Annotated in this window: 16 protein-coding genes; 8 read left to right on the top strand and 8 right to left on the bottom strand. The window is 67.7% G+C overall.

The genetic code is table 11. The features are described 5' to 3' along the window. The first annotated feature begins 113 nt into the window (after nt 1-113). The 5 genes from ACK5F2_RS15735 to ACK5F2_RS15715 all read left to right on the top strand — a co-directional run bounded on the left by ACK5F2_RS15735 (nt 114) and on the right by ACK5F2_RS15715 (nt 4,477). Nucleotides 114-671 carry a YceI family protein gene (locus tag ACK5F2_RS15735; RefSeq protein ID WP_409866253.1) on the top strand — a complete coding sequence of 186 codons (558 nt, stop codon included), beginning with the start codon at nt 114-116 and terminating at the stop codon, nt 669-671. 72 nt (nt 672-743) lie between these two features. Continuing rightward, on the top strand, nt 744-1,313 hold the full coding sequence (locus tag ACK5F2_RS15730; protein WP_409866250.1) for a YceI family protein: 570 nt from the start codon (nt 744-746) through the stop codon (nt 1,311-1,313). Between the two features lie 383 nt (nt 1,314-1,696). After that, nucleotides 1,697-3,184 carry a histidine kinase gene (locus ACK5F2_RS15725; RefSeq protein ID WP_409866248.1) on the top strand — a complete coding sequence of 496 codons (1,488 nt, stop codon included), beginning with the start codon at nt 1,697-1,699 and terminating at the stop codon, nt 3,182-3,184. After that, nucleotides 3,181-3,600 carry a hypothetical protein gene (locus tag ACK5F2_RS15720; RefSeq protein WP_409866246.1) on the top strand — a complete coding sequence of 140 codons (420 nt, stop codon included), beginning with the start codon at nt 3,181-3,183 and terminating at the stop codon, nt 3,598-3,600. Before ACK5F2_RS15725 ends, ACK5F2_RS15720 begins: the two co-directional genes overlap by 4 nt. Before the next feature lie 22 nt (nt 3,601-3,622). Further along, nucleotides 3,623-4,477 (top strand): LytR/AlgR family response regulator transcription factor, encoded by an 855-nt coding sequence (locus tag ACK5F2_RS15715; protein ID WP_409866243.1) that lies wholly within the window; start codon nt 3,623-3,625, stop codon nt 4,475-4,477. Nucleotides 4,478-4,528: 51 nt separating this feature from the next. On the opposite strand, the gene ACK5F2_RS15710 is transcribed toward ACK5F2_RS15715, so the two are convergent. The 6 genes from ACK5F2_RS15710 to ACK5F2_RS15685 all read right to left on the bottom strand — a co-directional run bounded on the left by ACK5F2_RS15710 (nt 4,529) and on the right by ACK5F2_RS15685 (nt 13,870). Beyond that, a complete protein-coding gene (locus ACK5F2_RS15710) occupies nt 4,529-5,176 on the bottom strand; it encodes a PEP-CTERM sorting domain-containing protein (RefSeq protein WP_409866241.1) in 648 nt (215 codons plus the stop codon). A gap of 318 nt (nt 5,177-5,494) precedes the next feature. Continuing rightward, nucleotides 5,495-6,175, bottom strand: a complete 681-nt coding sequence (locus ACK5F2_RS15705) for a lysoplasmalogenase (RefSeq protein ID WP_409866239.1) — start codon at nt 6,173-6,175, stop codon at nt 5,495-5,497. Between the two features lie 165 nt (nt 6,176-6,340). Continuing rightward, nucleotides 6,341-7,918, bottom strand: coding sequence for an ABC transporter substrate-binding protein (locus tag ACK5F2_RS15700; RefSeq protein WP_409866237.1), 1,578 nt, complete (start codon nt 7,916-7,918; stop codon nt 6,341-6,343). 121 nt (nt 7,919-8,039) lie between these two features. Further along, nucleotides 8,040-9,251: an alanine transaminase gene (gene alaC, locus ACK5F2_RS15695; protein ID WP_409866235.1), complete on the bottom strand. Its 1,212-nt coding sequence runs from the start codon at nt 9,249-9,251 to the stop codon at nt 8,040-8,042. Between the two features lie 88 nt (nt 9,252-9,339). Further along, on the bottom strand, nt 9,340-11,433 hold the full coding sequence (locus ACK5F2_RS15690) for an ATP-dependent helicase (protein WP_409866234.1): 2,094 nt from the start codon (nt 11,431-11,433) through the stop codon (nt 9,340-9,342). 103 nt (nt 11,434-11,536) lie between these two features. Beyond that, nucleotides 11,537-13,870 (bottom strand): VanZ family protein, encoded by a 2,334-nt coding sequence (locus tag ACK5F2_RS15685; protein ID WP_409866232.1) that lies wholly within the window; start codon nt 13,868-13,870, stop codon nt 11,537-11,539. A gap of 110 nt (nt 13,871-13,980) precedes the next feature. Between ACK5F2_RS15685 and ACK5F2_RS15680 the strand changes: the two genes are divergently transcribed. Further along, on the top strand, nt 13,981-15,543 hold the full coding sequence (locus tag ACK5F2_RS15680) for an alkaline phosphatase D family protein (protein WP_409866229.1): 1,563 nt from the start codon (nt 13,981-13,983) through the stop codon (nt 15,541-15,543). 31 nt (nt 15,544-15,574) lie between these two features. Here the strand turns inward: ACK5F2_RS15680 and ACK5F2_RS15675 are convergent, their stop codons facing one another. Next, nucleotides 15,575-16,630, bottom strand: coding sequence for a hypothetical protein (locus ACK5F2_RS15675; protein WP_409866226.1), 1,056 nt, complete (start codon nt 16,628-16,630; stop codon nt 15,575-15,577). A 168-nt stretch (nt 16,631-16,798) separates the two neighbouring features. Here ACK5F2_RS15675 and ACK5F2_RS15670 point away from each other — a divergent pair, with 168 nt between their 5' ends. Continuing rightward, nucleotides 16,799-17,767, top strand: a complete 969-nt coding sequence (locus tag ACK5F2_RS15670) for an AEC family transporter (RefSeq protein WP_409866223.1) — start codon at nt 16,799-16,801, stop codon at nt 17,765-17,767. Between the two features lie 55 nt (nt 17,768-17,822). Continuing rightward, nucleotides 17,823-20,267 (top strand): prolyl oligopeptidase family serine peptidase, encoded by a 2,445-nt coding sequence (locus tag ACK5F2_RS15665; protein ID WP_409866221.1) that lies wholly within the window; start codon nt 17,823-17,825, stop codon nt 20,265-20,267. 29 nt (nt 20,268-20,296) lie between these two features. Here ACK5F2_RS15665 and ACK5F2_RS15660 read toward each other — a convergent pair. After that, nucleotides 20,297-21,750, bottom strand: a 1,454-nt coding sequence (locus tag ACK5F2_RS15660) for an ATP-binding protein (RefSeq protein WP_409866218.1), incomplete at its 5' end; no start/stop codon positions are given.

Raw genomic sequence — 21,750 nt, 5'->3', positions numbered from 1 at the left:
TGTGGCGGCCGCCCTCAAGCATCAGTTCCTGGACCGCGACCGCCTGCTGGCCCGCATGTGGCCGGGCCGCGGCGCCTGAACCCCGCCCTATTTCGACACAAGGACCGTTTGCCATGCGCCGTCTTGCCCTCACCGCCGCCCTGCTGCTTGCCGCCCTGGGCGTCCAGGCTCAGGCCCAGTTCCAGCCGGCCCAGAGCGAGCTGAGCTTCACCAGCCGCCAGATGGGCGTGCCGGTGGACGGCCGCTTCAAGCGCTTTGATGCCCAGCTGAACCTGGACCCCAAGAAGCCCGAGGCCGGCAAGGTGGCCTTCACCATCGATCTGGCCAGCGTCAGCCTGCCCGCGCCGGAGCTGGACGCCGAGCTGGCCAAGCCCAGCTGGTTCGACAGCAAGAAGCTGCCCCAGGCTCAGTTCCAGAGCACGGCCATCAAGGCCACGGGCCCGGGCAAGTTCGAGGTCAGCGGCAAGCTCAGCCTCAAGGGCCAGACCCGCGACATCAGCGTACCCGTGGCCCTGAGCCAGGCGGGCGGCCTGTCCACCGCCACCGGCGGCTTCGTGCTCAAGCGCCTGGAATTCAAGATCGGCGACGGCGAATGGGCCGACACCTCCATGGTGGCCAACGATGTGCAGGTCAAGTTCAAGCTGGTCTTCAAGGGCCTGGCCGCGCTCTGAGCCCGGCCCCGCCGCCGTTCCCCGCCTTCCCCTCCCGTTTTCCAACCACCCTTTCGCAGACAGGACCCCCCGATGAAGAAGACCCTGATCGCCGCCCTCACCCTGGCCGCGGCCTCCTTCGCCCAGGCGCAATCCGCCAGCTACGCGATCGACCCCACCCACACCTTCGTGACCTACGAGATCAGCCACTTTGGCACCTCGACCAACCGCGGCCGCTTCGACAAGAAGGAAGGCACCGTGACCCTGGACAAGGCCGCCAAGACCGGCAAGGTGGAGATCACCTTCGACATCGCCTCGGTCAACACCGGCGTGGGCCCGATGGACGCCCATCTGAAGGGCGACGATTTCTTTGCCGCCGCCAAGTTCCCCACCGCCAAGTTCGTGGGCGACAAGTTCGTCTTCAATGGCGACAAAGTGAGCGAGGTGAGCGGCCAGCTGACCCTGAAGGACAAGACCAACCCGGTCACCCTCAAGGCCACGCAGTTCAACTGCTACCAGAACCCCATGCTCAAGCGCGAGGTCTGCGGCGGCGACTTCGAGGCCACCATCGACCGCACCCAGTGGGGCATCGACTACGGCCTGGCCTGGGGCTTCCCCAAGAACGTCAAGCTGGTGATCCAGGTCGAGGCCGTTCGCCAGTAAGCCGGCACGCGAGCAATCGCTTACAAACCGGCCAACTTCCCTACAACGGAGGGCTGCGGAAACACTGGTAATCACCCTATGATGCAGCGCAATATAGGGAGGTCACCATGTTCCAACAACGCAGTGTCCAGCTCGCCATGGCGGCCGTGCTGCTGCTGATCCTGGTGGTCCAGGCGCTCGACTGAAGCTCGCCCTGGCCGGCACGCAAGCCCCGCAATGCGGGGCTTTTTTCCATCTGGGCCCGCCCCCGGCTCACCTGCCAGGATGTACGGACTGTCGCGGCCCGCTGCAGCTGGAGGCTTGGCGGGCGCAGCGCGTCGCAACGCGGTGCGCCGCGCTGCGGAGCTTGCGTACAGTGCGCAGCATCCAAGAGGTCCAGCTCAATGAGTCCCACAGCCCCCCAAAAACCGAGCTTCTACAGCCGCTGGCAGGCTTTCGGCAGTGAAGCCATGCGCCTGTTCCGGCTCTATGCCAACTGGCTGGTCAGCATCAGCTGGCGTCGCTTCATCGTGCTGTCCGTGCTGCTGCTGATTGGCACCAACATCCTTCAGGAACTGCCACCCTTTACTTGGCGAGTCACTGAACATGTCGAGGAAATTGCACCGCGCGAGCAGCCTGCCAAGCCGGCCCAACCGGCCCAACCGGCCAAGCCTGCACAGCCCGCCGAACCCATCAAGCCGAGCACCAGTGGCGAGGGCGTGCACTACGAGGTGACCATTGATGAGCGCGGCATACGCGTGATACCCCGCGACAAGCTGCGCAGCGCCAGCGCGGCCAGCACAGCCGAAGTGTCGGATGCAGCTTCACGACCGGGAACGGCCAGCTCCGGCCCCGAAGCCAGAGAGCCTGACCCCGCGAGCATTCCCGCCAAGCCGGGCGCCGAGGGGGATGAGCGCCTGCAGCCTCGCATCGATATCCGCTTTCCCGCGGGCGCAGACACCGACCAGGTGCGCGAAGCCATTACCGAGGCCAAGCAGGCCCTGGAAGAGGCGGCTCGGGACGCTGCCCAGGCGGTGCGCGATGCCGAGCAGGCCAAGCGCGATGCCGAGGCCGCTCTGCGCGAGGCCGAGAACGAGCCCAGGGTGCGGGTTCGGGTGGTGAAGCTGGGGGATTTCCTTGGGGATCTGGCGGTCGTCCTCATCCTGACCTCCGCCATCATCAAGATCAGCTACAAGGGCCGGATCCAGGCCGAGGTCAAGGCCGCCCAGGCCACCGAGACCGCCGAGGCCGAGTCGCTCAAGCGCCAGGTGGTGGAGGCGCGCATGGCCGCCATGCAGGCCCAGGTGGAGCCCCACTTCCTGTTCAACACCCTGGCGTCCATCGACCACCTGATCGAGGTGGACCCGCCGCGCGCCTCCCAGATGCAGAAGAACCTGATCGCCCTGCTGCGCGCCTCCATGCCGAGCATGCGCGAGGCCAATGCCAATGGCGGGCGCGATCTGGGCCGCGAGCTGGCGGTGATCCGGCCCTATCTGGAAATCCTCAAGGTCCGCATGGAAGAACGCTTGCAGACCGAGATCGATGTGCCCGAGGGCCTGCTCTCGGCCGAGTTCCCGCAGATGATGATCCAGAGCCTGGTGGAAAACGCCATCAAGCACGGCCTGGAGCCCAAGGCCGAGGGCGGCAGCCTCAAGGTCAAGGCCGAGATCGTGCATGGCAAGCTGGCCGTCACCGTGGCCGATACCGGCCTGGGCTTTGGCCGCGCCGCCACCGCCGGCACCGGCGTGGGCCTGGCGAATATCCGCGAGCGCCTGAGCCTGCTCTACGGCAACAAGGCCAGCGTGACCATCAAGGAGAACCAGCCCTGCGGCACCGCCGTCACCATCACCGTGCCCTATCGCAGCCGCGACGAAGAGGAGCCCCTCGTATGAAGAAGTTCTTCAAGACCCTGCTGATCCTGAGCCTGCTGCTGGCCGTGCTGGCCCTGGCGGGCGGCTTTGCCATCTGGCAAGAGCTGGCCAGCCACCCCGAGGTGCAGGTCAGCATCAATGGTGAGCACCTGCCCCTGCACGAGCTGCATGCCATGCACTGGAGTGGCCTGGTGCTGGGCGGGCTGATCACCGGCTTTGTGCTGCTCATCGTGCTGCCGCTGGCCCTGCTGCTCGGCCTGGGCCTGCCCATGCTGATCGTCGCCAGCGTGCTGGGCCTGGGCCTGCTGGCCTTGGTGGGCGTGGGCGGACTGCTGCTCTCGCCCCTGCTGCTGCTGGGTCTGCTGTTGTGGCTGCTGCTGCGCGACCGTCGCCCCGCCCCGGAGAAACCCCAGGCCGCCACGGCCACCCAGGCCTGAAGGCCCGACTAGCATTGCGCCCATGAACGACACCACCGCCCCCCGCTCCCAGCCCATCCGCGCCGTGCTGGCCGACGACGAACGCCTGATGCGCGAGCAGTTGCGCAGCCGCCTCACCGAGGTCTGGCCCGAGCTGCAGATCGTGGCCGAGGCCAAGAACGGGCTGGAGGCCGTGGACCTGGTGCGCGAACACAAGCCGGATCTGGTCTTCCTGGACATCCGCATGCCGGGCCTGACCGGCGTGGATGCGGCACGCCAGATCGCCCAGCTGCCCGGCGAGGGGGATGACGATGAATGGCTGGTGCCCGAGATCGTCTTCATCACCGCCTACGACCAGTACGCGGTGGAAGCCTTCGAGCAGGGCGTGGCCGACTATGTGCTCAAGCCCGCCGAACGCGAGCGTCTGCAGCTCACGGTCCAGCGTATCAAGAAGCGCCTGGCCCAAAGACAGGATGCCGATGCTGCACCCGAAGCCGGGGGCAGCGCCGCCGCGCCACTGCAGCAGCTGCTGCACAAGCTCTCGGCCCAGCTCAATCCCGGCGGCAAGCCGGACTATCTGCAGTGGATACAGGCCACGGTGGGCCAGGCCATCCAGATGATCCCGGTCGAGGACGTGCTTTTCTTCATCAGCGACGAGAAATACACCCGGGTGCAGACCGCCACGCTGGAAGCGCTGATCCGCAAACCCATCAAGGAACTGGTGGACGAGCTGGACCCCCAGCTCTTCTGGCAGATCCACCGCTCCACCCTGGTCAACGTCAAGGCCATCGCAGGTGTGACGCGCGATTTCCGCGGCCGACAGCTGGTGGGCGTGAAGGGCCTGAGCGAGAAGCTGGAAGTCAGCCGCAGCTACACGCACCTGTTCAAGGGCATGTAAGCGCCGTGCCGTGCTGCAGCGCCCGATAGTTGGCCCTTCGCACGATCAGGATCACTGATCCGCTTGATTGCGCCGCAGACGCCAGCCCCCGAGCACCAGGAGACCCAAGACCATCAGTGCCCAGCTTTCCGGCTCGGGAATCGGTGCAGCCACCGGCATCACACTGATGGCATCCAAGGAGCTGCCAGCCCCGTCAGACAGCCCCGTCGCCGAAAGCTTCAGCAGCGTGCTGTTCTCGGTGGCCTGAAAGCGCGTGGTGAATATCTTCCACACGTTCTCGCTCGTGGTGTTCAAGGGCAGCTGCGGCACGACACCCGCCACTGATCCGGCGCTCCAGTCCAGCTTCCAGTCCAGCCCGTTGCTGTTCACGCCCCAGCCGGGTCGATTTGCGTAGGCAAAGCTGAGCTCGTACCACTGCCCCGCCGTGGTGCTCAAACTCTGGGAAATCCAGCTGTTGCCACCGAAAGCATCCAGTTCAGCAAAGACCTTGCCGTCATAGGCAGAGCCCACAACCTTGTTGCGAAGCTCAAGACCATTGCTGCCTAGAGTCCAGGGCCCAAGCGTCGCTTGTCGAATGATCGTGTACGTGCCATCAGCCAGTACGGTGCTCTCAAAGCTGCCATCCTGGACAAGATTCATCGCTTGTGCCGCGTGCAGGGACGACAAACACAACACCGCGCCAATCAAAACACTCTTCATGATGTGAACTCCAACAGTGGAGCTCCGTCCAGCACAAGTACACCCAGGACAGAGCAGACGGGCCGGACTGCGGGCTGCAGCCGGTGCGCAAACTCATCCTAGGAATGCACTCAATCAGCAACTCTTAAACATTGTTAAATGCCCCCAGCAGCTGGGACAGTGGTCGATTTGCTGAGGCCTACGGCCTGCGCGGCGCGGCGCGGCGCGGCACGGCACGGATGAAGCCGACACGGCGCAGCACATGGCGCGGATACTGGCGCCGTCCTCGGCCCCGGGCACTGCAGCCCAAGAGGCCGCAGGCGCCTTGAGCCGTCGATCTCAGCGGGTTGGAGCTGATTCGCGCGGCAGCAGCCAGCTCGCAATGCACCACTGCGCCGCCCAGTAGCTGGCCAGCACCCAGAGCGGCGCCGCAGGCAGGGGGCCGGCGAACTTGTTGGTGGCCAGCAGCGCGTCCGAGAGCACGAAGAGCAGGCCGCCCAGGGCCAGGCGGCGGCCATGCGCCGCGCCGCCACGCCACAGCACGGCCGCCTGCGCGCCCATGGCGGCCAGGCACAGCACATAGGCGATCACCGGCAGGCGCAGCCCGGCCGGCACGCCGGGCCAGAGCTGGCTCAGCCCGGCACCGGCCCGCCGGGCGTAGAACACAAAGGCCGGCGGCCAGGCCGCCAGGCGGCGCAAGCGGGTGAAGGCGCGCAGATAGGCCAAGTGCGCCAGCAGAAAGCTCAGCAGGCCCGCGATGAAGAAGCCCTCGCCCGGCCACATCAGGGCCACATCCCCGGCCAGGGAGGCCAGCAGGCCGCCCAGCACCCAGGGCCGGGCGCGGGCCTGCTGCGCATCACCGCGGCCGCGTGGCCAGGCATAGGCCAGGATCAGCACCGTGGTCAGCGGCTTGCTGACCCACAGCAGCCAGGCCTGGCCCGTGAGGCTGGCAAAAATGGCAAAGGCCGCGCTGCAGAAGGTCAGCGCGGCCAGCAGGACGGTGGAGGGAGCAAAGGCCATGGCGGCGCATCTTGGCAGAAGCGCAGCCCCCGCCCCCCTAGCAATCACCCCAGGCCAGACCTAGCCCTCGGCTGTTCACCGAGCGGGCAGCGCCGATCCGGCTTTGCCGGGCGGACGCTGCCGCCCCCTTGAGGGGGCCGGCGCAGCCGGTAGGGGGTGGGCCCATCAGTCGATCCGGATCCAGCGCACATCGATGTGGTTGTTGGCGCGGTGCACAACTTGCACATTGCTGCGCGCAGCCCAGGGGATGACCTGGTGGTGCAGGGGGATCACGGCCACATCGTCCTGCACGATCTTCAGGGCCTCGCGCAGCTGGCCGCGGCGCTTGGCCACATCGCCCTCCACCTTGGCGGCGTCGATCAGGGCGTCCAGCTTGGGGTTGGCGTAGCGGCCATAGTTCCAGCTGCCATCGGCGCCCACCGGGCTGTGCACCAGGGCCTGCAGGGAGTAGAGCGCGTCAAAAGTAGCCACGCCCCAGCCCAGCAGATGCAGATTGCTTTCCTTGCGCTGCAGCTTGGGGAAGTAGACGCTGGAGCCCTGGCTCACCAGCTTGGCCTGCACGCCCAGCTTGGCCCACATCGAGGTCAGGGCCTTGCAGATTTCCTCGTCATTGACGTAGCGGTCATTCGGGCAGTCCAGCTGCACCGAGAAGCCCTCGGGGTAGCCGGCGTCCATCAGCAGGGCCTTGGCACGGGCCAGATCGAAGGGCAGGCGGCGGTCGCCCTCGGCGGTCCAGCCATCGGCCTGCGGCGCGACCAGGGAGCCGGCCGGCTGCGCGAGGCCGCGCATGGTCACGCGCTTGAGCGTCTCGATGTCGATGGCCTGGTACAGGGCCTGGCGCACGCGCAGGTCCTTGAAAGGATTGCGACCCTTGATATTGCTGCTGGAGAGTTCCTCGCTGGCCTGGTCCAGGCCCAGGAAGATGGTGCGAAACTCGGCGCCCTCGATGATCTTCACGCCCGGGGTGTTGCGCAGCTTGGGCACGTCCTGCGGCGCGGGGTCGAGCACAAAGTCCAGCTCGCCCGAGAGCAGGGCCGCCAGCCGGGTGGCGTCGGAGCCGATGGGCGTGTAGACGATCTGGCTCACATTGCCCTGCAGCTTGCCCCACCAGTTCGGGTTGGCCACCAGCTCGGTCTTGATGCCGGGCTGGCTGTTCTTGAGCACAAAGGGGCCGGTGCCATTGGCATTGCGCACCGCATAGGTCTCTTCCTTCTGTGCGAAGTTCTGCGGCTGCTCGATCTTGTGCTTGCTCGCCCAGGCCTTGGACATGATGCGCACGCCGGTGATCTGGCGCAGCAGCACCGGATTGGGCGCCGAGAGCTGGATCTCCACGCTGGAGGGCGAGAGCTTCTTCACGCCCGTCACGCCCTGCAGCAGCACCTTGAAGTTGGAGCTGGGGGCCAGGGCGCGCTCGAAGGAGAAGACCACATCGTCGGCCGTCAGCGGCGTGCCGTCATGGAACTTCACATGGGGCCGCAGCTCGAAGCGCCAGCGCGTGGGTTCCACCTGGGTCCATTTGGAGGCAAGGGCCGGCTCGATGGTGAAGGCCTGGTCGTAGGCCACCAAGCCCTCGTAGACAAAGGCATTGAACTGATTGTTCAGCGCGCTGTTGTAGGCATGGGGATCGAAGCTCTGCACATCGCCCTGGCTGGACCAGCGCAGGGGCTTGGCCTGCACGACGGCGGCCGTGCCCGACAGGGCCAGCAGGGCGGCGATGGCAAGGGTACGCAAGGGGCGTGGCATGGGGTGACCTGCTAGTGGAAAACCCTGAATACTGCCCGCTTACGGGGAGACGGGCAAATACCCAATCCCCATAAGCTTCTGCCGGGGCCGGGTCACACCCGGCCCGCTGGCCCTGCGGGGGTCAGGCCTTGATCAGCCCGTCCGCCTTGAACATGGCCTTGATGCCGCGCACCGCCTGGCGGATGCGCGACTCGTTCTCGATCAGGGCGAAGCGCACATGGCCGTCGCCATGGTCGCCAAAGCCGATGCCGGGCGAGACGCAGACCTTGGCTTTTTCCAGCAGCTGGCGCGCGAACTCCAGCGAACCCAGGGCGCGGTAGGGCTCGGGAATGGGCGCCCAGATGTACATGCTGGCCTTGGGCAGCTCGACCGCCCAGCCGGCCTCGTTGAGGCCCTTGTGCAGCACATCGCGTCGGCGCTGGTAGCTGGCCGCTATTTCGCCAACGCAGCCTTGATCGCCCTCCAGCGCGGCGATGGCCGCCACCTGCAGCGGCGTGAAGGTGCCGTAGTCGTGATAGCTCTTGATGCGGGCCAGTGCCGCCACCAGATCGGGATTGCCGACCATGAAGCCCACGCGCCAGCCGGCCATGTTGTAGCTCTTGCTCAGGGTGAAGAACTCGACCGCCACGTCCTTGGCGCCGCTCACCTGCATGATGGACGGGGCCTGGTAGCCATCGAACACGATGTCGGCATAGGCCAGGTCGTGCACCACCAGGATGTCGTGCTTCTTGGCCAGGGCGACCACGCGCTCGAAGAAGGCGAGGTCCACGCATTGCGCGGTCGGGTTCGACGGAAAGCCGAACACCATCATCTTGGGCTTGGGATAGCTGCCGCGTATGGTCTTCTCCAGCTCGGTGAAGAAGTCCACCTCGCTGCTCACCGGAATCGCGCGGATATCGGCCCCGGCGATCACCGCGCCGTAGATGTGGATGGGGTAGCTGGGGTCGGGCACCAGCACCGTGTCGCCGCGGTCCAGCGTGGCCAGCATCAGGTGGGCCAGGCCCTCCTTGGAGCCGATGGTGACGATGGCCTCGCTGTCCGGATCGATGGCCACGCCATAGCGGCGCTCGTACCAGTGCGAGATGGCGCGACGCAGGCGCGGAATGCCCTTGCTGGCGGAGTAGCCGTGGGTATCGGGCCGCAGCGCGACCTCGTTGAGCTTGGCGACGATGTGCGGCGGCGTGGCCCCATCGGGGTTGCCCATGCTCATGTCGATGATGTCCTCGCCGCGTCGCCGCGCCGCCAGCTTGAGCTCGGCGGTGATGTTGAAGACGTAGGGAGGCAGGCGATCGATGCGCGCGAAGCGGCGCTTGCTGCCGGAGGCAGAAGTCATGGTGGTGTGTCTCACGTAAGCGCCCGGAACCGTCCGAGCGACGTGGCCGGCAATAGCGCCGGACCGGGGACCATGCTAACCCAGGAGTTCAGTCGCCCAGCTTCTGCGCCGCAGCCGTCGCCGCCGCCTTGGCGGCCAACTGCTCGCGCATGCGCTTCAACTTCTCCCGCGGGTCTTCCTTGGGGCCGCCGCCCTCGCCCAGCTTCATCTCGTTGATGAAGCGGCTGGGCACGCCCATCACGGTCTCGCGGCCCTTCTTGCGGCGGCGCAGGGTGGAGACGGCCAGGGTCTTGCGCGCGCGGGTGATGCCCACGTACATCAGGCGGCGCTCCTCTTCCAGGCGCTGTGGCGTCATGTCCTCATCATCGGCCTTGAAGGGTAGCAGGCCCTCGTTGACGCCGGCCAGAAAGACATGGGGCCATTCCAGGCCCTTGCTGGCGTGCAGGGTGGTGAGCACCACCTGGTCCTGCTCATCGCCGCGCTCGGCCAGGGAGAGGATCACGCTGATGGTCTGGGCCACCTCCAGCACCGACTTCTTGGGCTCCTCGAAGGTGGCACCGCCGTCCTGCGTGATCTCGCCGCCGCAGCGCTTGGCCACCCAGTCGATGAAGTCCAGCACATTGCCCCAGCGGGCCGTGGCCACCTTCTCGTTTTCCTCGCTGTCCAGCAGGTGCTGCTCGTAGCCGATGTCCGAGAGCCACTCCACCAGCAAGGCCTTGGCCTCCTCGGCGCCCACGGCGTGGCGAGCGCGGTACTCCAGCTCGTTGAGGTAGCGGCCAAACTCGTGCAGGGAGCCGATGGCCTTGGCCGAGAGCGCGGTGCCCAGGCTCTCGGCGAACAGGGCCTCGAACATGCTGCACTTCCAGCGGCCCGAGAACTGGCTCAGCGCCGCCAGGGTCTGGTGGCCGATGCCGCGCTTGGGCGTGGTGACGGCGCGCAGGAAGGCGGGGTCATCATCCTGGTTCACCAAGAGGCGCAGCCAGGCACACAGGTCCTTGATCTCGGCGCGGTCGAAGAAGCTCTGGCCGCCCGAGACCTTGTAGGGGATCTGGGCGCGGCGCAGGGCCTGCTCGAACATGCGGGCCTGGTGGTTGGCGCGGTAGAGGATGGCGAAGTCGCTGAAGTTCACCGCCGCCACGCCCTCGCCGCCACCGCTGACGGTGCCGCCGTTGGCGCGTATGGCCTGGATGCGGGCCACGGCGCGCTCGGCCTCATGCTCCTCGCCGTCGCTCTCGATCAGGCTGACCGGCTCGCCCTCGCCGTACTCGCTCCACAAGGTCTTGGGAAAGAGCTTGGGGTTGGAGCCGATCACATTGTTGGCCGCGCGCAGGATGGCGCCGGTGGAGCGGTAGTTCTGCTCCAGCGGGATGACCTTCAGATTCGGATAGTCCAGCGGCAGGCGCTTGAGGTTCTCGATGGTGGCGCCCCGCCAGCCGTAGATGCTCTGGTCGTCATCGCCCACGGCGGTGAACATGCCGCGGTCCCCCACCAGTTGCTTGAGCAGCTCGTACTGCACGGCATTGGTGTCCTGGTACTCGTCCACCAGCACATAGCGCAGGATGTCCTGCCATTTGCCGCGCGCCTCGGCGTCGTCCTGGAAGAGGCGCAGGGGCAGGGAGATCAGGTCGTCGAAGTCCACCGCCTGGTAGGCGGCCAGGCGCTCCTGGTAGCGCTCCATCACGATGGCGGCGGCGCGTTCATCGTCGTCCTTGGCCATGGCCAGGGCCTGGCGGGGCGTGAGGTTCTGGTTCTTCCACAGCGAGATGGTCCACTGCCAGCGCTGGGCCTGCTTGGCGTCCACGGTGCCGCCGGCATCGCGCAGCACGCCCAGCACATCGTCGCTGTCCAGGATGGAGAACTGCTCCTTCAGCCCCACCCGCGAACCCTCGCTGCGCAGGATGCGCACGCCCAGGGAGTGGAAGGTGGCGATCACCAGGTCCTTGGCGGCGCGCGGGCCAATCAGGTTCTTGGCGCGCTCGCGCATCTCCTGCGCGGCCTTGTTGGTGAAGGTGATGGCCGCAATGTTCTTGGCCTGGTAGCCGGCCTGCAGCAGGCGCGCCAGCTTCTGCGTGATCACGCTGGTCTTGCCCGAGCCGGCTCCCGCGATCACCAGGCAGGGACCGTGCAGATGATGGACCGCCTCGGACTGGGCGGGATTCAGGGAGTGGGAGGCTTTGGCCATGGCACGGCGGGTCTGCGGGTCTGAGGTGCTGCGGGCCGCGCAGGATAGCAAAGCGGCTGGGGTGCTTGCGTACGAAGCCGGTGAACGCCATGGCTTCTGAGGCTCATGCGCGCGCGGCAGCTCCCGAACGCGGCCTGATCGAGGGATGCTGCCGCCGCCGTCCGGACAAACGCCAGGCCAGCAGCTGAAGCACGAGCAGCGCGCTGACGCCCGCGCCGAAGGCAAGGCCGTAGCGCAGCCACAAATCGCCCCCCGTCGCGTAATGCTCGCGGTTGCTGCTCAGCAGGAACTGCCAGGCAGAGAAGACTTTGCCGTACTTGACGATGACTTGCTCGCAGCCCATCCAGAACAGTGCAGCAGCCGCTGGTGCCGCCGTGGCGGCCAGGGCAAGCAGCATCATTCGCCGCTGAGGCAGTCGCACCGCGCCGGCCAGGCTGCTGGCACACAGTGCCATGCATAGCAGACCCAGGGCCAGCATCGTCGAGCTGCCGAAACTGCCACCACCCGACATGAGCTCCACCAGATTGTCTGTGGCGGCAGCCTCGACCACCACATAGTGCAGAGGCCAGGCGAGTAGCAAGCTGATGAACAGCCAGTAGAGCAGATGCTCCAGCTGGCTCAGCCCACCCAGCACTCTCACCAGCAGCAGCCCACCCAGCAGCTGCAACATGATGGCTGAATGCAGCGCGATATAGCGGCCCCACAGCTCTGGCAGCGCATAACCGCCCAGAACGGGCGCACCCAGAATGTCATGCAGGCTTTCCAGGGGAACCGCTGCCCAGAGCATAGCGAAGCAAAGCGTGCCGTGCAGTACCAGAACAAGGGGCAGGCCGAGCAGCCAGCGCCGCTGTCCGGGCTGAAGCAACCACTGTGGCAGGGCCATCATCAGGGCAATGCAGCCTCCGAGCGCCAAGGCCGAGGCCACCCCCGGCAGCCCCTCGGGCAACAACTCACGCAAGTTGTAGGGCAGCCGCGATGACTGCAAGCCAAGGAACAGCAGCAATGCCACGGCCAGGGCCACGCCCAGCACTTGAGCGCCCGACAGCATGCCGTCCTGCACCGCTTCGACGGTGCCGCTGTGGCGCGCCGGAGCCGCCCGCGCGGATGGCGCCGGGTGCTGCGCTGGCACGGGGCTTGTGTCGGAGGATGCCGTGGCCACCCAATGCGTCAGGCGCCAGCCCAGCCAGGCGCCCAGCAGATTGAGAGCCGCATCCGTGAGGTCGGCCACCTTGCCGGGCATACCCAGCTGGACCAGCTCGATCAGCAGCCCGACAGCCAAAGGCAAACACCACAGCAGACGCCAGCCCTGCTGGGGCAGAGCCAGGCGCAGCAAGATACCCGCAGGGACAAAGAAGCCCAGCTTGCGCAGCAGCTCATTCGTGGCGCCAAACTCGCTGCGCATGTAGTAGGTCGTCAAGGGCGGGCGGGTCAGCATGTCCTGCAGGGCTGCCCAGGTCCAGCGGGACGCGTCAAAGTCGAAGGGGAACCAGAAGGTAAACAGCACGACGACCAGCCATGGAACGAGGGCCAGGCCGGACAGCTTGCGGCGCTGCTCAGGGCTGAGGCGCGTTCGGCTCGAGCGCATCCTGCTGGCCATCCAGGCGCCTGCGCTAGCACCGCCCGCACTGAGCAGGATGTCCGTGATGTCGGTCACCCGCGAGAACACGAAGAGCTGCAGGAACTCGATGGCCGCGGCAGCGGCAAGCGTTCGCCCGCACACCTGAGCCAGGGTCAAGTTCCCGGACAGGCCCCACAACAAGCCCACCGGCACCCAGACCAGCACATCGGTCAGCAGTTCGTAGAGGATCTCAGCGCCGCTGCCGTGCGAACCCGCGAAGGGCAGCAGGATCAGGCGCCCGTCGGCCCACTTGCGGTAGAGCTCGACCGGGCTCAGGGTAAGGTCCAGCGGCAGCAGGCTGAATCCAAGCAGGACCAGCAGATAAGCCTGCAAAACGCGCTGGACCCGGGAGCTCGCCGAGAGCGCCGCGTCGAAGCGGCGCAGCCAGCCTATCAATTGCGGCCCCAGCACGACGAAGACCGTGGCCCCGATCAAGCCCCCGAGCGCCTCGGCAAAGATGTCGTTCTGGGAGACAGTGCGGCCGGGAAAGTACAGCTGTGTGAACTCGATGGCGACAGCCAGCAAGACCATCAGTGGCCAGACCCACATCATGTGCAGCAGCCGCCACCTCAGACGCGACGGATCGCGCAGCTGCAGGCCGGCGAGTATGGCCAGCGGGATGAACAGCAGCAGGTTCGCCACCCAGTCGGCGCGCGAGCCTATGCCCAGGTCGAGGAAGGGAATGCGCTGAAAGGCCTGCAGCGCATCGTCCCAGGGCCGCCACTGGTAGTGCAGCGGCACCAAGCTTCCGTACACGACGAATAGCAGATACAGCGCCAGCAGGACACCATGCCGGCGGGTGGAATGATCGTCTGGCATAGCGAGCGTATGAGCAGTTAACACATTATGACCAGGGCCAATGTAGCAAGCCCCTGGGTAAAGAGGAGCGCTGCACGGCCCCCGCCATCCAGGCTCGCTATGCTGCACGCATGCGCATCGACAGGCCTCTTGCCAACCCCCTCTCCCCCACCCGCCGCCGGCTGCTGCAGGCCGCCCTGGCCGCCGGTGCCGCACCGGCCTTCCTGCAGCGCCATGCCGACGCCAGCCCGGACGCGCTGTTCACGCTGGGCGTGGCCTCGGGCAGCCCCCTGCCCGAGAGCCTGGTGCTGTGGACCCGCTTGATAGGGCCGGCCCTGCCGGACGCGGTCGCGGTGCACTGGGAGATGGCCGAGGACGAGCAGTTCCAGCGCGTCGTAGCGCGCGGCAGCGAGATCGCCCGCGCATCCGAAGCCCATAGCGTGCACGCCGAACCGGCCGGGCTGAAGCCGGGGCGCTGGTACTGGTACCGCTTCATGGCCCTGGGGCAGCGCAGCCCCACAGGCCGCACCCGAACAGCCCCCTCGGCCTCCGCAGGCGCGGAGCGTCTGCACTTTGCCATTGCCTCCTGCCAGCGCTGGGACCATGGCGAGTACGCGGCCTGGCGCGAGATCGCCGCCCAGGAACTCGATCTGCTGCTCTTTCTGGGGGACTACATCTACGAGTACGCCACACCGGCCAGCAGCAAGGCCCGCCGCCGCCACACGGGCGGCCTGTGCCGCACGCTGGAGGACTACCGGCAGCGCTACGCCCAGTACAAGCAAGATCCCCATCTGCAGGCCGCCCACGCCAACGCCCCCTGGATCCTCACCTGGGACGACCACGAGGTCGACAACGACTGGGCAGGCAGTCAGTCACAAAGCCTGGATCCCGAGCCCGAATTCCTGCGGCGGCGTGCCGCGGCCGCCCAGGCCTACTGGGAGCACCAGCCCTTTCCCAAGGCCGCGCGCCCCCGGGGCCCGGACATGCGCATCCACGCCAGCTACGACTGGGGCGGACTGGCCCGCATCATCACCCTGGACAACCGGCAGTGGCGCTCTCCCCAGGCCTGCCCCAAGCCGGGCCGGGGTGGCTCCAATACGGTGGATCTGCAGGACTGCCCCGCCCTGCTGGACCCGCGACGCGGCCTGCTGGGCAGCGCCCAGGAACAATGGCTGCGCCGCACCTGGGATCGCGAGCGGCCCTGGAATCTGCTGGCCCAGCAGACCCTGATGGCCCGCATGAACTGGCAGGATCCCGCCGAGGGGCCGGGCCGACACTGGACCGATGGCTGGGACGGCTACCCGCTGGCGCGGGAGCGCCTGCTGCGCGATATGCAGGCCGCGGGCGCCCGCAATCCGGTGGTGCTGGGTGGCGACGTCCATGCCCACTACGTGGCCGACCTCAAGGCGGATTACAGCGACCCCAAGGCGCCGGTCCTGGCCAGTGAGTTCTGCGGCACCTCGATCAGCAGCCACGGCATGGCCCAGGAACGCCTGGATCAGGTCCTGCCCTGGAACCCCCATATCAAGCTGGGTCGCAGCGACCGGCGCGGCTATATGCGCTTCGAGCTGAGCGCCCAGCGTCTGGAGGCCGAGCTGCGCGCGGTCGACGAGCCCTGGGCCGACGCCAGCCCGCTGAGCAGCATGGCACGCTTTGTGGTGCAGGCCGGGCAGCCGGGCGCCCAGCCCGTCTGACGAGAACGGAGCGCACGCGCGTGAAGCGCGCTCAGAACAAGGGGGGCAGCACACCCTGATGTGCTGCGGCCCAGGCGCCCAAGGTCAGCAGGACCAGGCCGCCCATCAGGGCCAGGCCGCGCCAGGGCCGCCGCGACGCCGGCGCGCCAGCCCCCGTCTTGGGCAAGCTGGGGGGCGCCGGCTCCGGCATGGGAGCCAGGCTGAGCGCCGAGTGGTTGCGTCCGGCCAGCCAGGCGCGCAGATCCTCGCCCAGCTCCCGCGCCGAGGGGTGACGCACGGCCGGCTCGTCGGCCATGGCCTTGAGCAGCAAGGCCTCCAGGCTGAAACGCTCGGCCGTGCCCAGGGAGGCCAGGGCCGATGCCGAGGGGCGGACGACGCCATTGCTGTCAGGACGCGGCTGGCGGCCATTGATGAGCCAGCAGGCCAGCAGGCCCAGGGCCCAGGACTCGCTGGCCAGGGAGGCCGCCGCACCGTCACGCAGTTCGGGCGCCACAAAGGGCAGGGCCGCCGGCGTGTAGCGCGGCCTGGGCGTTTCGGGGGCCGCGCCCAGCTCGGCAAGACCCAGGCTGAGCAGCCGCAAGCGTTCACCGCCCAGGCGCCACAGCAGACCGGGATCCAGCTCGCGCAGCAGCAGCCCTTGTTCATGCGCGGCCTGCAGGGCATCGCACAGGGGCAGCAGCAGGGCCAGGCGCTGGCGCAGGGGCATGGCATAGGTGGCTGGCCCCAGCAGGGGTTCGCCCTCCTCGGGCCAGGCCATGACCAGATAGGGCTGGCCGGCCGGGGTCACGCCGCTGTCCAGCGGCACCGCGATCACCGGGTGGCACAGCTCGGCCGTCTGATTCACCTGCTCGGCCAGGCGAAGCAGCATGGCTTGACCGTCCTCGGCGCGGTGATAGACGAGCAAGGCGCCGACCTGCTGACCCGCCCGTTGGTGCTCGACCCGGTACCAACGACCCGTGTCCGCACTGTGCAAGGCCTGCACCACACGCCAAACGCCCAGCCGCTCGCCCACCACCAACTGGCCCGCGGGCGACGAGTCGACCCGGGCTGGGGCGGGGAAGGAGGCGGAAAAACGGGCAGCAGGCATCACACGCTCGAGATTGAACCCGGCAATGCTAGGGGTTCCCCGGGGGCCTGTCTGCGCGACGCCCCCCTCAAAACAGGGAGGGGCGCGCAATCGCTCACGCTCGGCGCCAACTTCCGCACACAAGCGCATCGAGACGCCGCCGGGGCCTGCTTGCGATACTGCGCCCCCATGCAAGCCATCCTGTCGGTCACCCTGCCCTTCTTTGCCCTGGTGCTGTGCGGCTATCTGGCCGCCCGCAGCGGTGTGCTGGCCGAGAGCGCCATTCCCGGGCTGAATGGCTTCGTGCTCTTCTTCGCCCTGCCCTGCATGCTGTTTCGCTTCGGCATGAACACCCCGGTGCTGGAACTTCTGGACCCGGTGGTGCTGGGGCTCTATGCGGTATGCGCCCTGCTGATCGTGGGCCTGAGCCTGTGGCTGACCCTGTCCGACCGGGTGCGGCTCAAGGACGCCGCCTTTGGCGCCCTGGTGGCAGCTTTTCCCAACACCGGCTTCATGGGCGTGCCCCTGCTCGTGGCCTTGCTGGGCCCGGCAGCGGCGGCGCCCGTGATCTGCACCATCCTGGCCGATCTCTTCCTCACCAGCTCCCTGTGCATAGGCCTGGCCCGCGCTCATGATGCGGGCGCCGGCAATGCCCGGCGTGCCGCCCTGCAGGCGCTGCGCGGCGCCCTGTCCAACCCACTGCCCTGGGCAATTGCCCTGGGTGCCATGGCCTCGATCACGGGCCTGCGCCCGCCCGGCCCGCTGGACACCGTGATCCGCATGCTGGCCGATGCCGCCAGCCCCGTGGCCCTGTTCACCATAGGCGCCGTCTTGTGGCGCGCCGGCCAGCATGCACACAGCCGCACCCCGCCTGAGCTCTACCTGCCGGTGGCCGGCATCAAGCTGCTGCTGCACCCCGCCCTGGTCTTCGGCCTGGGCCTGCTGGCCCAGAAGCTGGGGCTGGGCCTCAGCGACTTCCAGCTGCTGGTGCTGACCCTGGCGGCTGCTCTGCCCAGCGCCAGCAATGTGTCCCTGCTGGCCGAGCGTTACGGGGCCGACAACGGCCGGGTGGCCCGCATCATCATGGCCTCCACGACCCTGGCTTTTGTGAGTTTCAGCGGCCTGGCCTGGCTGTTCGGCATCGGCGCCCGGTCCTGATATGGTTGCGCTTTTCGGCCCGGCCATGCCGCCCCGAACTCCAAGCCCCTCAACCATGTCGCTGCCGTTTCCCCGCCGACGCGCCCTGCTGCCGGCCCTGCTGCTCGCGCTGCCCCTGCTGGCGAGCCTGCTGCCCATGGGCCGGGCCATGGCCATGGGCTATCAACAACCCGGCCCCGCCGTGCGCGAGGCCCTGGATGCGCCGGCGCTGCCGCGCCTGCTGGTCGCCCCGGATCGCCAGACCCTGGCCCTGCTGGAGCTGCGCCGCTTCAACAGCCTGGAGGAGCTGGCTCGCCCCACGCTGCGACTGGCCGGCCTGCGCTTCGATGCCGCGAGCGCCACGCCTCAGCCCCTGGCCACGGTGCAGCGCCTGCGTCTGCGCAGCCTCTTGCAGCCCGAGGCGCCGGAGCGTGTGGTGGAGCTGCCCGGCAGCGGTTTCCACAGCTTCAGCTGGGCGCCCGATGGCCAGCGCTTCGTGCTGGAACGGCGCGGACCGGCCAGCAACGAACTCTGGGTGGGCGAGACCGCCAGCGGCCAGATCCGTCAGATTCCCTTTCTGCGCCTGAACAATGCCCTGGGTCAGGGCGAGCAAGCCTGGCTCAACCCGCGCGAGCTGGTGGTGCTGGGCATTCCCAAGCGCCGCGGCGCACCGCCGCGCGCGATGCCCAGCCCCGCCGTGCAGGAAAGCCTGGGCAAGGCCTCGCCGGAACGCACCTATGCCGATCTGCTGAAGTCCCCGCAGGACGAGGCCGCTTTCGAATACCACGCCCGCTCCCAGCTGACCCTGGTGGACCTGGCCACCGGACAGACCCGCGAACTGGGTGAACCGGCCCTGTTCTCAGCCGTCAGCAGCGTGGGCGATCAGGGTCAGGTCTTGCTGACCGAGCGCCTGGTCCGCCCCTTCAGCTACCACCTGACCTGGGACGACTTTCCACAGGTCGTGGAGTTGCGCCAGCGCGATGGCCGCCTGCTGCGCGAACTGGCCAAGCTGCCCATGAAGAGCGGCGTGGCCATAGACGGCGCCCTGCCGGGTCCGCGCGTCTTCTACGCCTCACCCACCAAGGATGCGGCGGTCTATTGGGTGGAGGCGCTGGACGGTGGCAATCCGAACGCGCGCGTGGCCTTTCGCGACCGGGTGATGCGCCTGGACCCGCCCTACAGCGGCGAGGCGCTGGAGGTTCAGCGCATGCCGCACCGCTTCACGCGGCTGCGCTTTCTGGATGATGGTCAGCATGCCCTGCTGACCGAGACCGATCGCAACCGCGCCTGGACCCGCAGCTATCTGCTGCCCCTGCGCGGCAGCCAGAGCAAGCCGCTGTTCGAGCATTCGGTGCGCGAGCGCTACCGCCATCCGGGACAGCCCCTGATGCGCACCCTGCCCAATGGCCATCAGGTGGTGCAGACCACGGCCCAGGGCGAGATCTTCATGATTGGCGCCGGCGCCAGCCCGCGTGGCGAGCGCCCCTTCGTGGACCGGCTCTCCATCCGTGACCTGGGCGTGCAACGCCTGTTCCAGTCGGGTGAGGGCAGCTACGAGCTACCCCTGATGCCGCTGGACGAGAGGCGCTGGCTGATGCAGCGCGAGAGCCCCAGCGAGGCCCCCAATCTGCTGCTGCGCGAGTTGGGTCCGGCGGCTGGAGGCGCCCCCCAGCTGCTGACACGCATCAAGGATCCCAGCCCCCAGCTGCGCCGCATCAAGCGGGAGCTGGTCAGCTTCAAGCGCGCCGACGGCGTGGAACTCTCCTTCTGGCTGTACCTGCCGCCCGACTACCGGGAAGGTGAGCGCCGGCCAGCCCTGATCTGGGCCTACCCCCTGGAGTTCAATGACGCCTCCGTGGCGGGCCAGCTCAGCGGCGCGCCGAGCCGCTTTGCGGCCTACCCCGGCATCAGCCCCCAGCTGCTGGCCCTGGAGGGCTTTGTGGTGCTCAACGAGGCCACCATGCCCGTGGTGGGCGAGCAGCGCAGCATGAACGACGGCTTCATCGAACAGATCACGATGAATGCCCGCGCCATCATCGACAAGGCCGAGGAGCTGGGCGTGGTCGACCCCAAGCGCATGGCCATCGGTGGCCACAGCTACGGCGCCTTCATGGCCGCCAATCTGCTGGCCCACACCAAGCTCTTCAAGGCCGGCATTGCGCGCAGCGGCGCCTACAACCGCACGCTCACGCCCTTCGGTTTCCAGAGCGAGCGGCGCTCGCTCTGGGACGCGCGCGACACCTATCTCAAGCTCTCCCCCTTCCTCTACGCCGAGCGCATCAAGGAGCCCCTGCTGCTGATCCACGGCGAGGCCGATAGCAACTCCGGCACCTTCCCCATGCAGAGCGAGCGCCTGTTCCAGGCCCTGTCAGGCCTGGGCGGCACGGTGCGCTATGTGAATCTGCCCTACGAGGGCCATGGCTATACGGCCCGCGAGTCGGTGGGCCATGTGCAATGGGAGATGGCCCAGTGGCTGAAAACCCATCTAGGTGACCCGCGCGGAGCGGATTCGCGCCCTTGAGCGGCTGAGCTTGCTGGACCAGCCCGAGCTCAGAGCACGGTGCTGATCTGCGTGTCCCCTGCTCCGTGGCGCAACGGCAGCACGATATTGAAACAGGCTCCACCACCTGCGCGGTTCTCGGCGCTGATGCGGCCGCCATGGATCTCGACGATCTTGCGGCAGATGGCCAGGCCCAGGCCGGTGCCGCCCGAGCCGTCCTTGGTGCTGCTGCTCTGGATAAAGGCCTCGAAGATCTTGTCCAGTTCCTCGGGCGGAATGCCAGGGCCTGCGTCGGCCACGCTGAGGTGCACCTCGTGCTCGGGTGTGAGCCGAGCCTCCAGCTCGATGGTGCCGCCCTCGGGCGAGAACTTGATGGCATTGGCCAGCACATTGCGAATCACCTGCTGGAAGCGCAGGGGATCGACCTTGGCCATCAGAGGCCGCTCGCCCAGCCGGCTCTCCAGGCGCAGGTGGCGGCGCGCCAGCAGAGGCTCCAGCTCGTGGGCGACCGACTCCATCAGCTGGCGCAGCTCGCAGCGCTCCAGATCGAAGGTCCCCACCGCGCTCTCGATCTTGGAAACATCCAGCAAATCGTTCACCAGGGCCAGCATGCGCTGACCGGAGGCATGAATGTCGCCGAACATGCCGGCCAGCTTGGGCGTGTCGCGCCCCCGCATCTGGCCCAGCTCGGAGAAACCCAGAATGGACTGCAGCGGCGTGCGCAGTTCATGGCTGATGTTGGCGATGAACTCGGACTTGGCGCGCGAGGCCTCCTCAGCCGCATCGCGGGCCTCGCGGGTAGCGCGCTCGGCGGCGCGGAACTCGCTCACATCGGTCAGCGTGGCCAGAACACCCAGACCACCGTCACGTGGATCAGGCACCACCACCTTGGTCACCAGCATGTCGTGGATGGAGCCATCGCGGTGCAGCAGACGTGTCTCGTAGCTCAGGCGCCCGCCCCGCTGGCGCAACAGACGGTCACGTTCCTCATGCAGCCCACGCTCATGCGGCGGCATGAAGAAGCCCACGGTCTTGCCGATCACCTCCTCGCGACTGCGCCCGGTGAACTCCTCCCAGGCGCGGTTGACCGTGACATAACGGCTCTGGGCATCGAACATGGACACCGGTTGCGGGCTCAGCTCCAGCAGCTGTTCGCTGAACTGCAGCTGCAGTTGCACCCGCTCCTCGGCCTGACGGCGTTCGGTCACATCCACCGCGCTGCCGGCAAAGCCCAGCAGCGGCCCCTGCCCTGCCAGGGCCACGACGGCCACCTGGAAGTGGCGCAACTGGCCATCGCCCGTGCGCAGGGCCACCTCGGCACTGCGCACACCGGCACGATCGCTGGCGCTGAACAGTGCGAGCATCCGATCACGGTACTGGGGCTCCACCAGATCGGCCAGGATCTGACCCAGGGCGTTCTCGGCACGCTCGCGGTTGAGGACGCCCCAGCGCGCATTGATGAAGCTCAGGCGCCCCTGGGCATCGGTGCGGAAGATCAGCTCCT

The sequence above is a fragment of the Roseateles sp. genome (assembly GCF_046300915.1).
Lineage (GTDB): Bacteria > Pseudomonadota > Gammaproteobacteria > Burkholderiales > Burkholderiaceae_C > Kinneretia.
Note: the sequence above shows the minus strand (reverse complement) of the source record. Positions and strands in the feature narration are given on the sequence as shown.

Coding starts and splice junctions, on each gene's coding strand:
- alaC (WP_409866235.1), bottom strand. CDS start 9,251: ATGACTTCTGCCTCCGGCAGCAAGCGCCGCTTCGCGCGCATCGATCGC.
- ACK5F2_RS15670 (WP_409866223.1), top strand. CDS start 16,799: ATGCAAGCCATCCTGTCGGTCACCCTGCCCTTCTTTGCCCTGGTGCTG.
- ACK5F2_RS15685 (WP_409866232.1), bottom strand. CDS start 13,870: ATGCCAGACGATCATTCCACCCGCCGGCATGGTGTCCTGCTGGCGCTG.
- ACK5F2_RS15730 (WP_409866250.1), top strand. CDS start 744: ATGAAGAAGACCCTGATCGCCGCCCTCACCCTGGCCGCGGCCTCCTTC.
- ACK5F2_RS15665 (WP_409866221.1), top strand. CDS start 17,823: ATGTCGCTGCCGTTTCCCCGCCGACGCGCCCTGCTGCCGGCCCTGCTG.
- ACK5F2_RS15710 (WP_409866241.1), bottom strand. CDS start 5,176: ATGAAGAGTGTTTTGATTGGCGCGGTGTTGTGTTTGTCGTCCCTGCAC.
- ACK5F2_RS15715 (WP_409866243.1), top strand. CDS start 3,623: ATGAACGACACCACCGCCCCCCGCTCCCAGCCCATCCGCGCCGTGCTG.
- ACK5F2_RS15735 (WP_409866253.1), top strand. CDS start 114: ATGCGCCGTCTTGCCCTCACCGCCGCCCTGCTGCTTGCCGCCCTGGGC.
- ACK5F2_RS15725 (WP_409866248.1), top strand. CDS start 1,697: ATGAGTCCCACAGCCCCCCAAAAACCGAGCTTCTACAGCCGCTGGCAG.
- ACK5F2_RS15705 (WP_409866239.1), bottom strand. CDS start 6,175: ATGGCCTTTGCTCCCTCCACCGTCCTGCTGGCCGCGCTGACCTTCTGC.
- ACK5F2_RS15700 (WP_409866237.1), bottom strand. CDS start 7,918: ATGCCACGCCCCTTGCGTACCCTTGCCATCGCCGCCCTGCTGGCCCTG.
- ACK5F2_RS15680 (WP_409866229.1), top strand. CDS start 13,981: ATGCGCATCGACAGGCCTCTTGCCAACCCCCTCTCCCCCACCCGCCGC.
- ACK5F2_RS15675 (WP_409866226.1), bottom strand. CDS start 16,630: ATGCCTGCTGCCCGTTTTTCCGCCTCCTTCCCCGCCCCAGCCCGGGTC.
- ACK5F2_RS15690 (WP_409866234.1), bottom strand. CDS start 11,433: ATGGCCAAAGCCTCCCACTCCCTGAATCCCGCCCAGTCCGAGGCGGTC.
- ACK5F2_RS15720 (WP_409866246.1), top strand. CDS start 3,181: ATGAAGAAGTTCTTCAAGACCCTGCTGATCCTGAGCCTGCTGCTGGCC.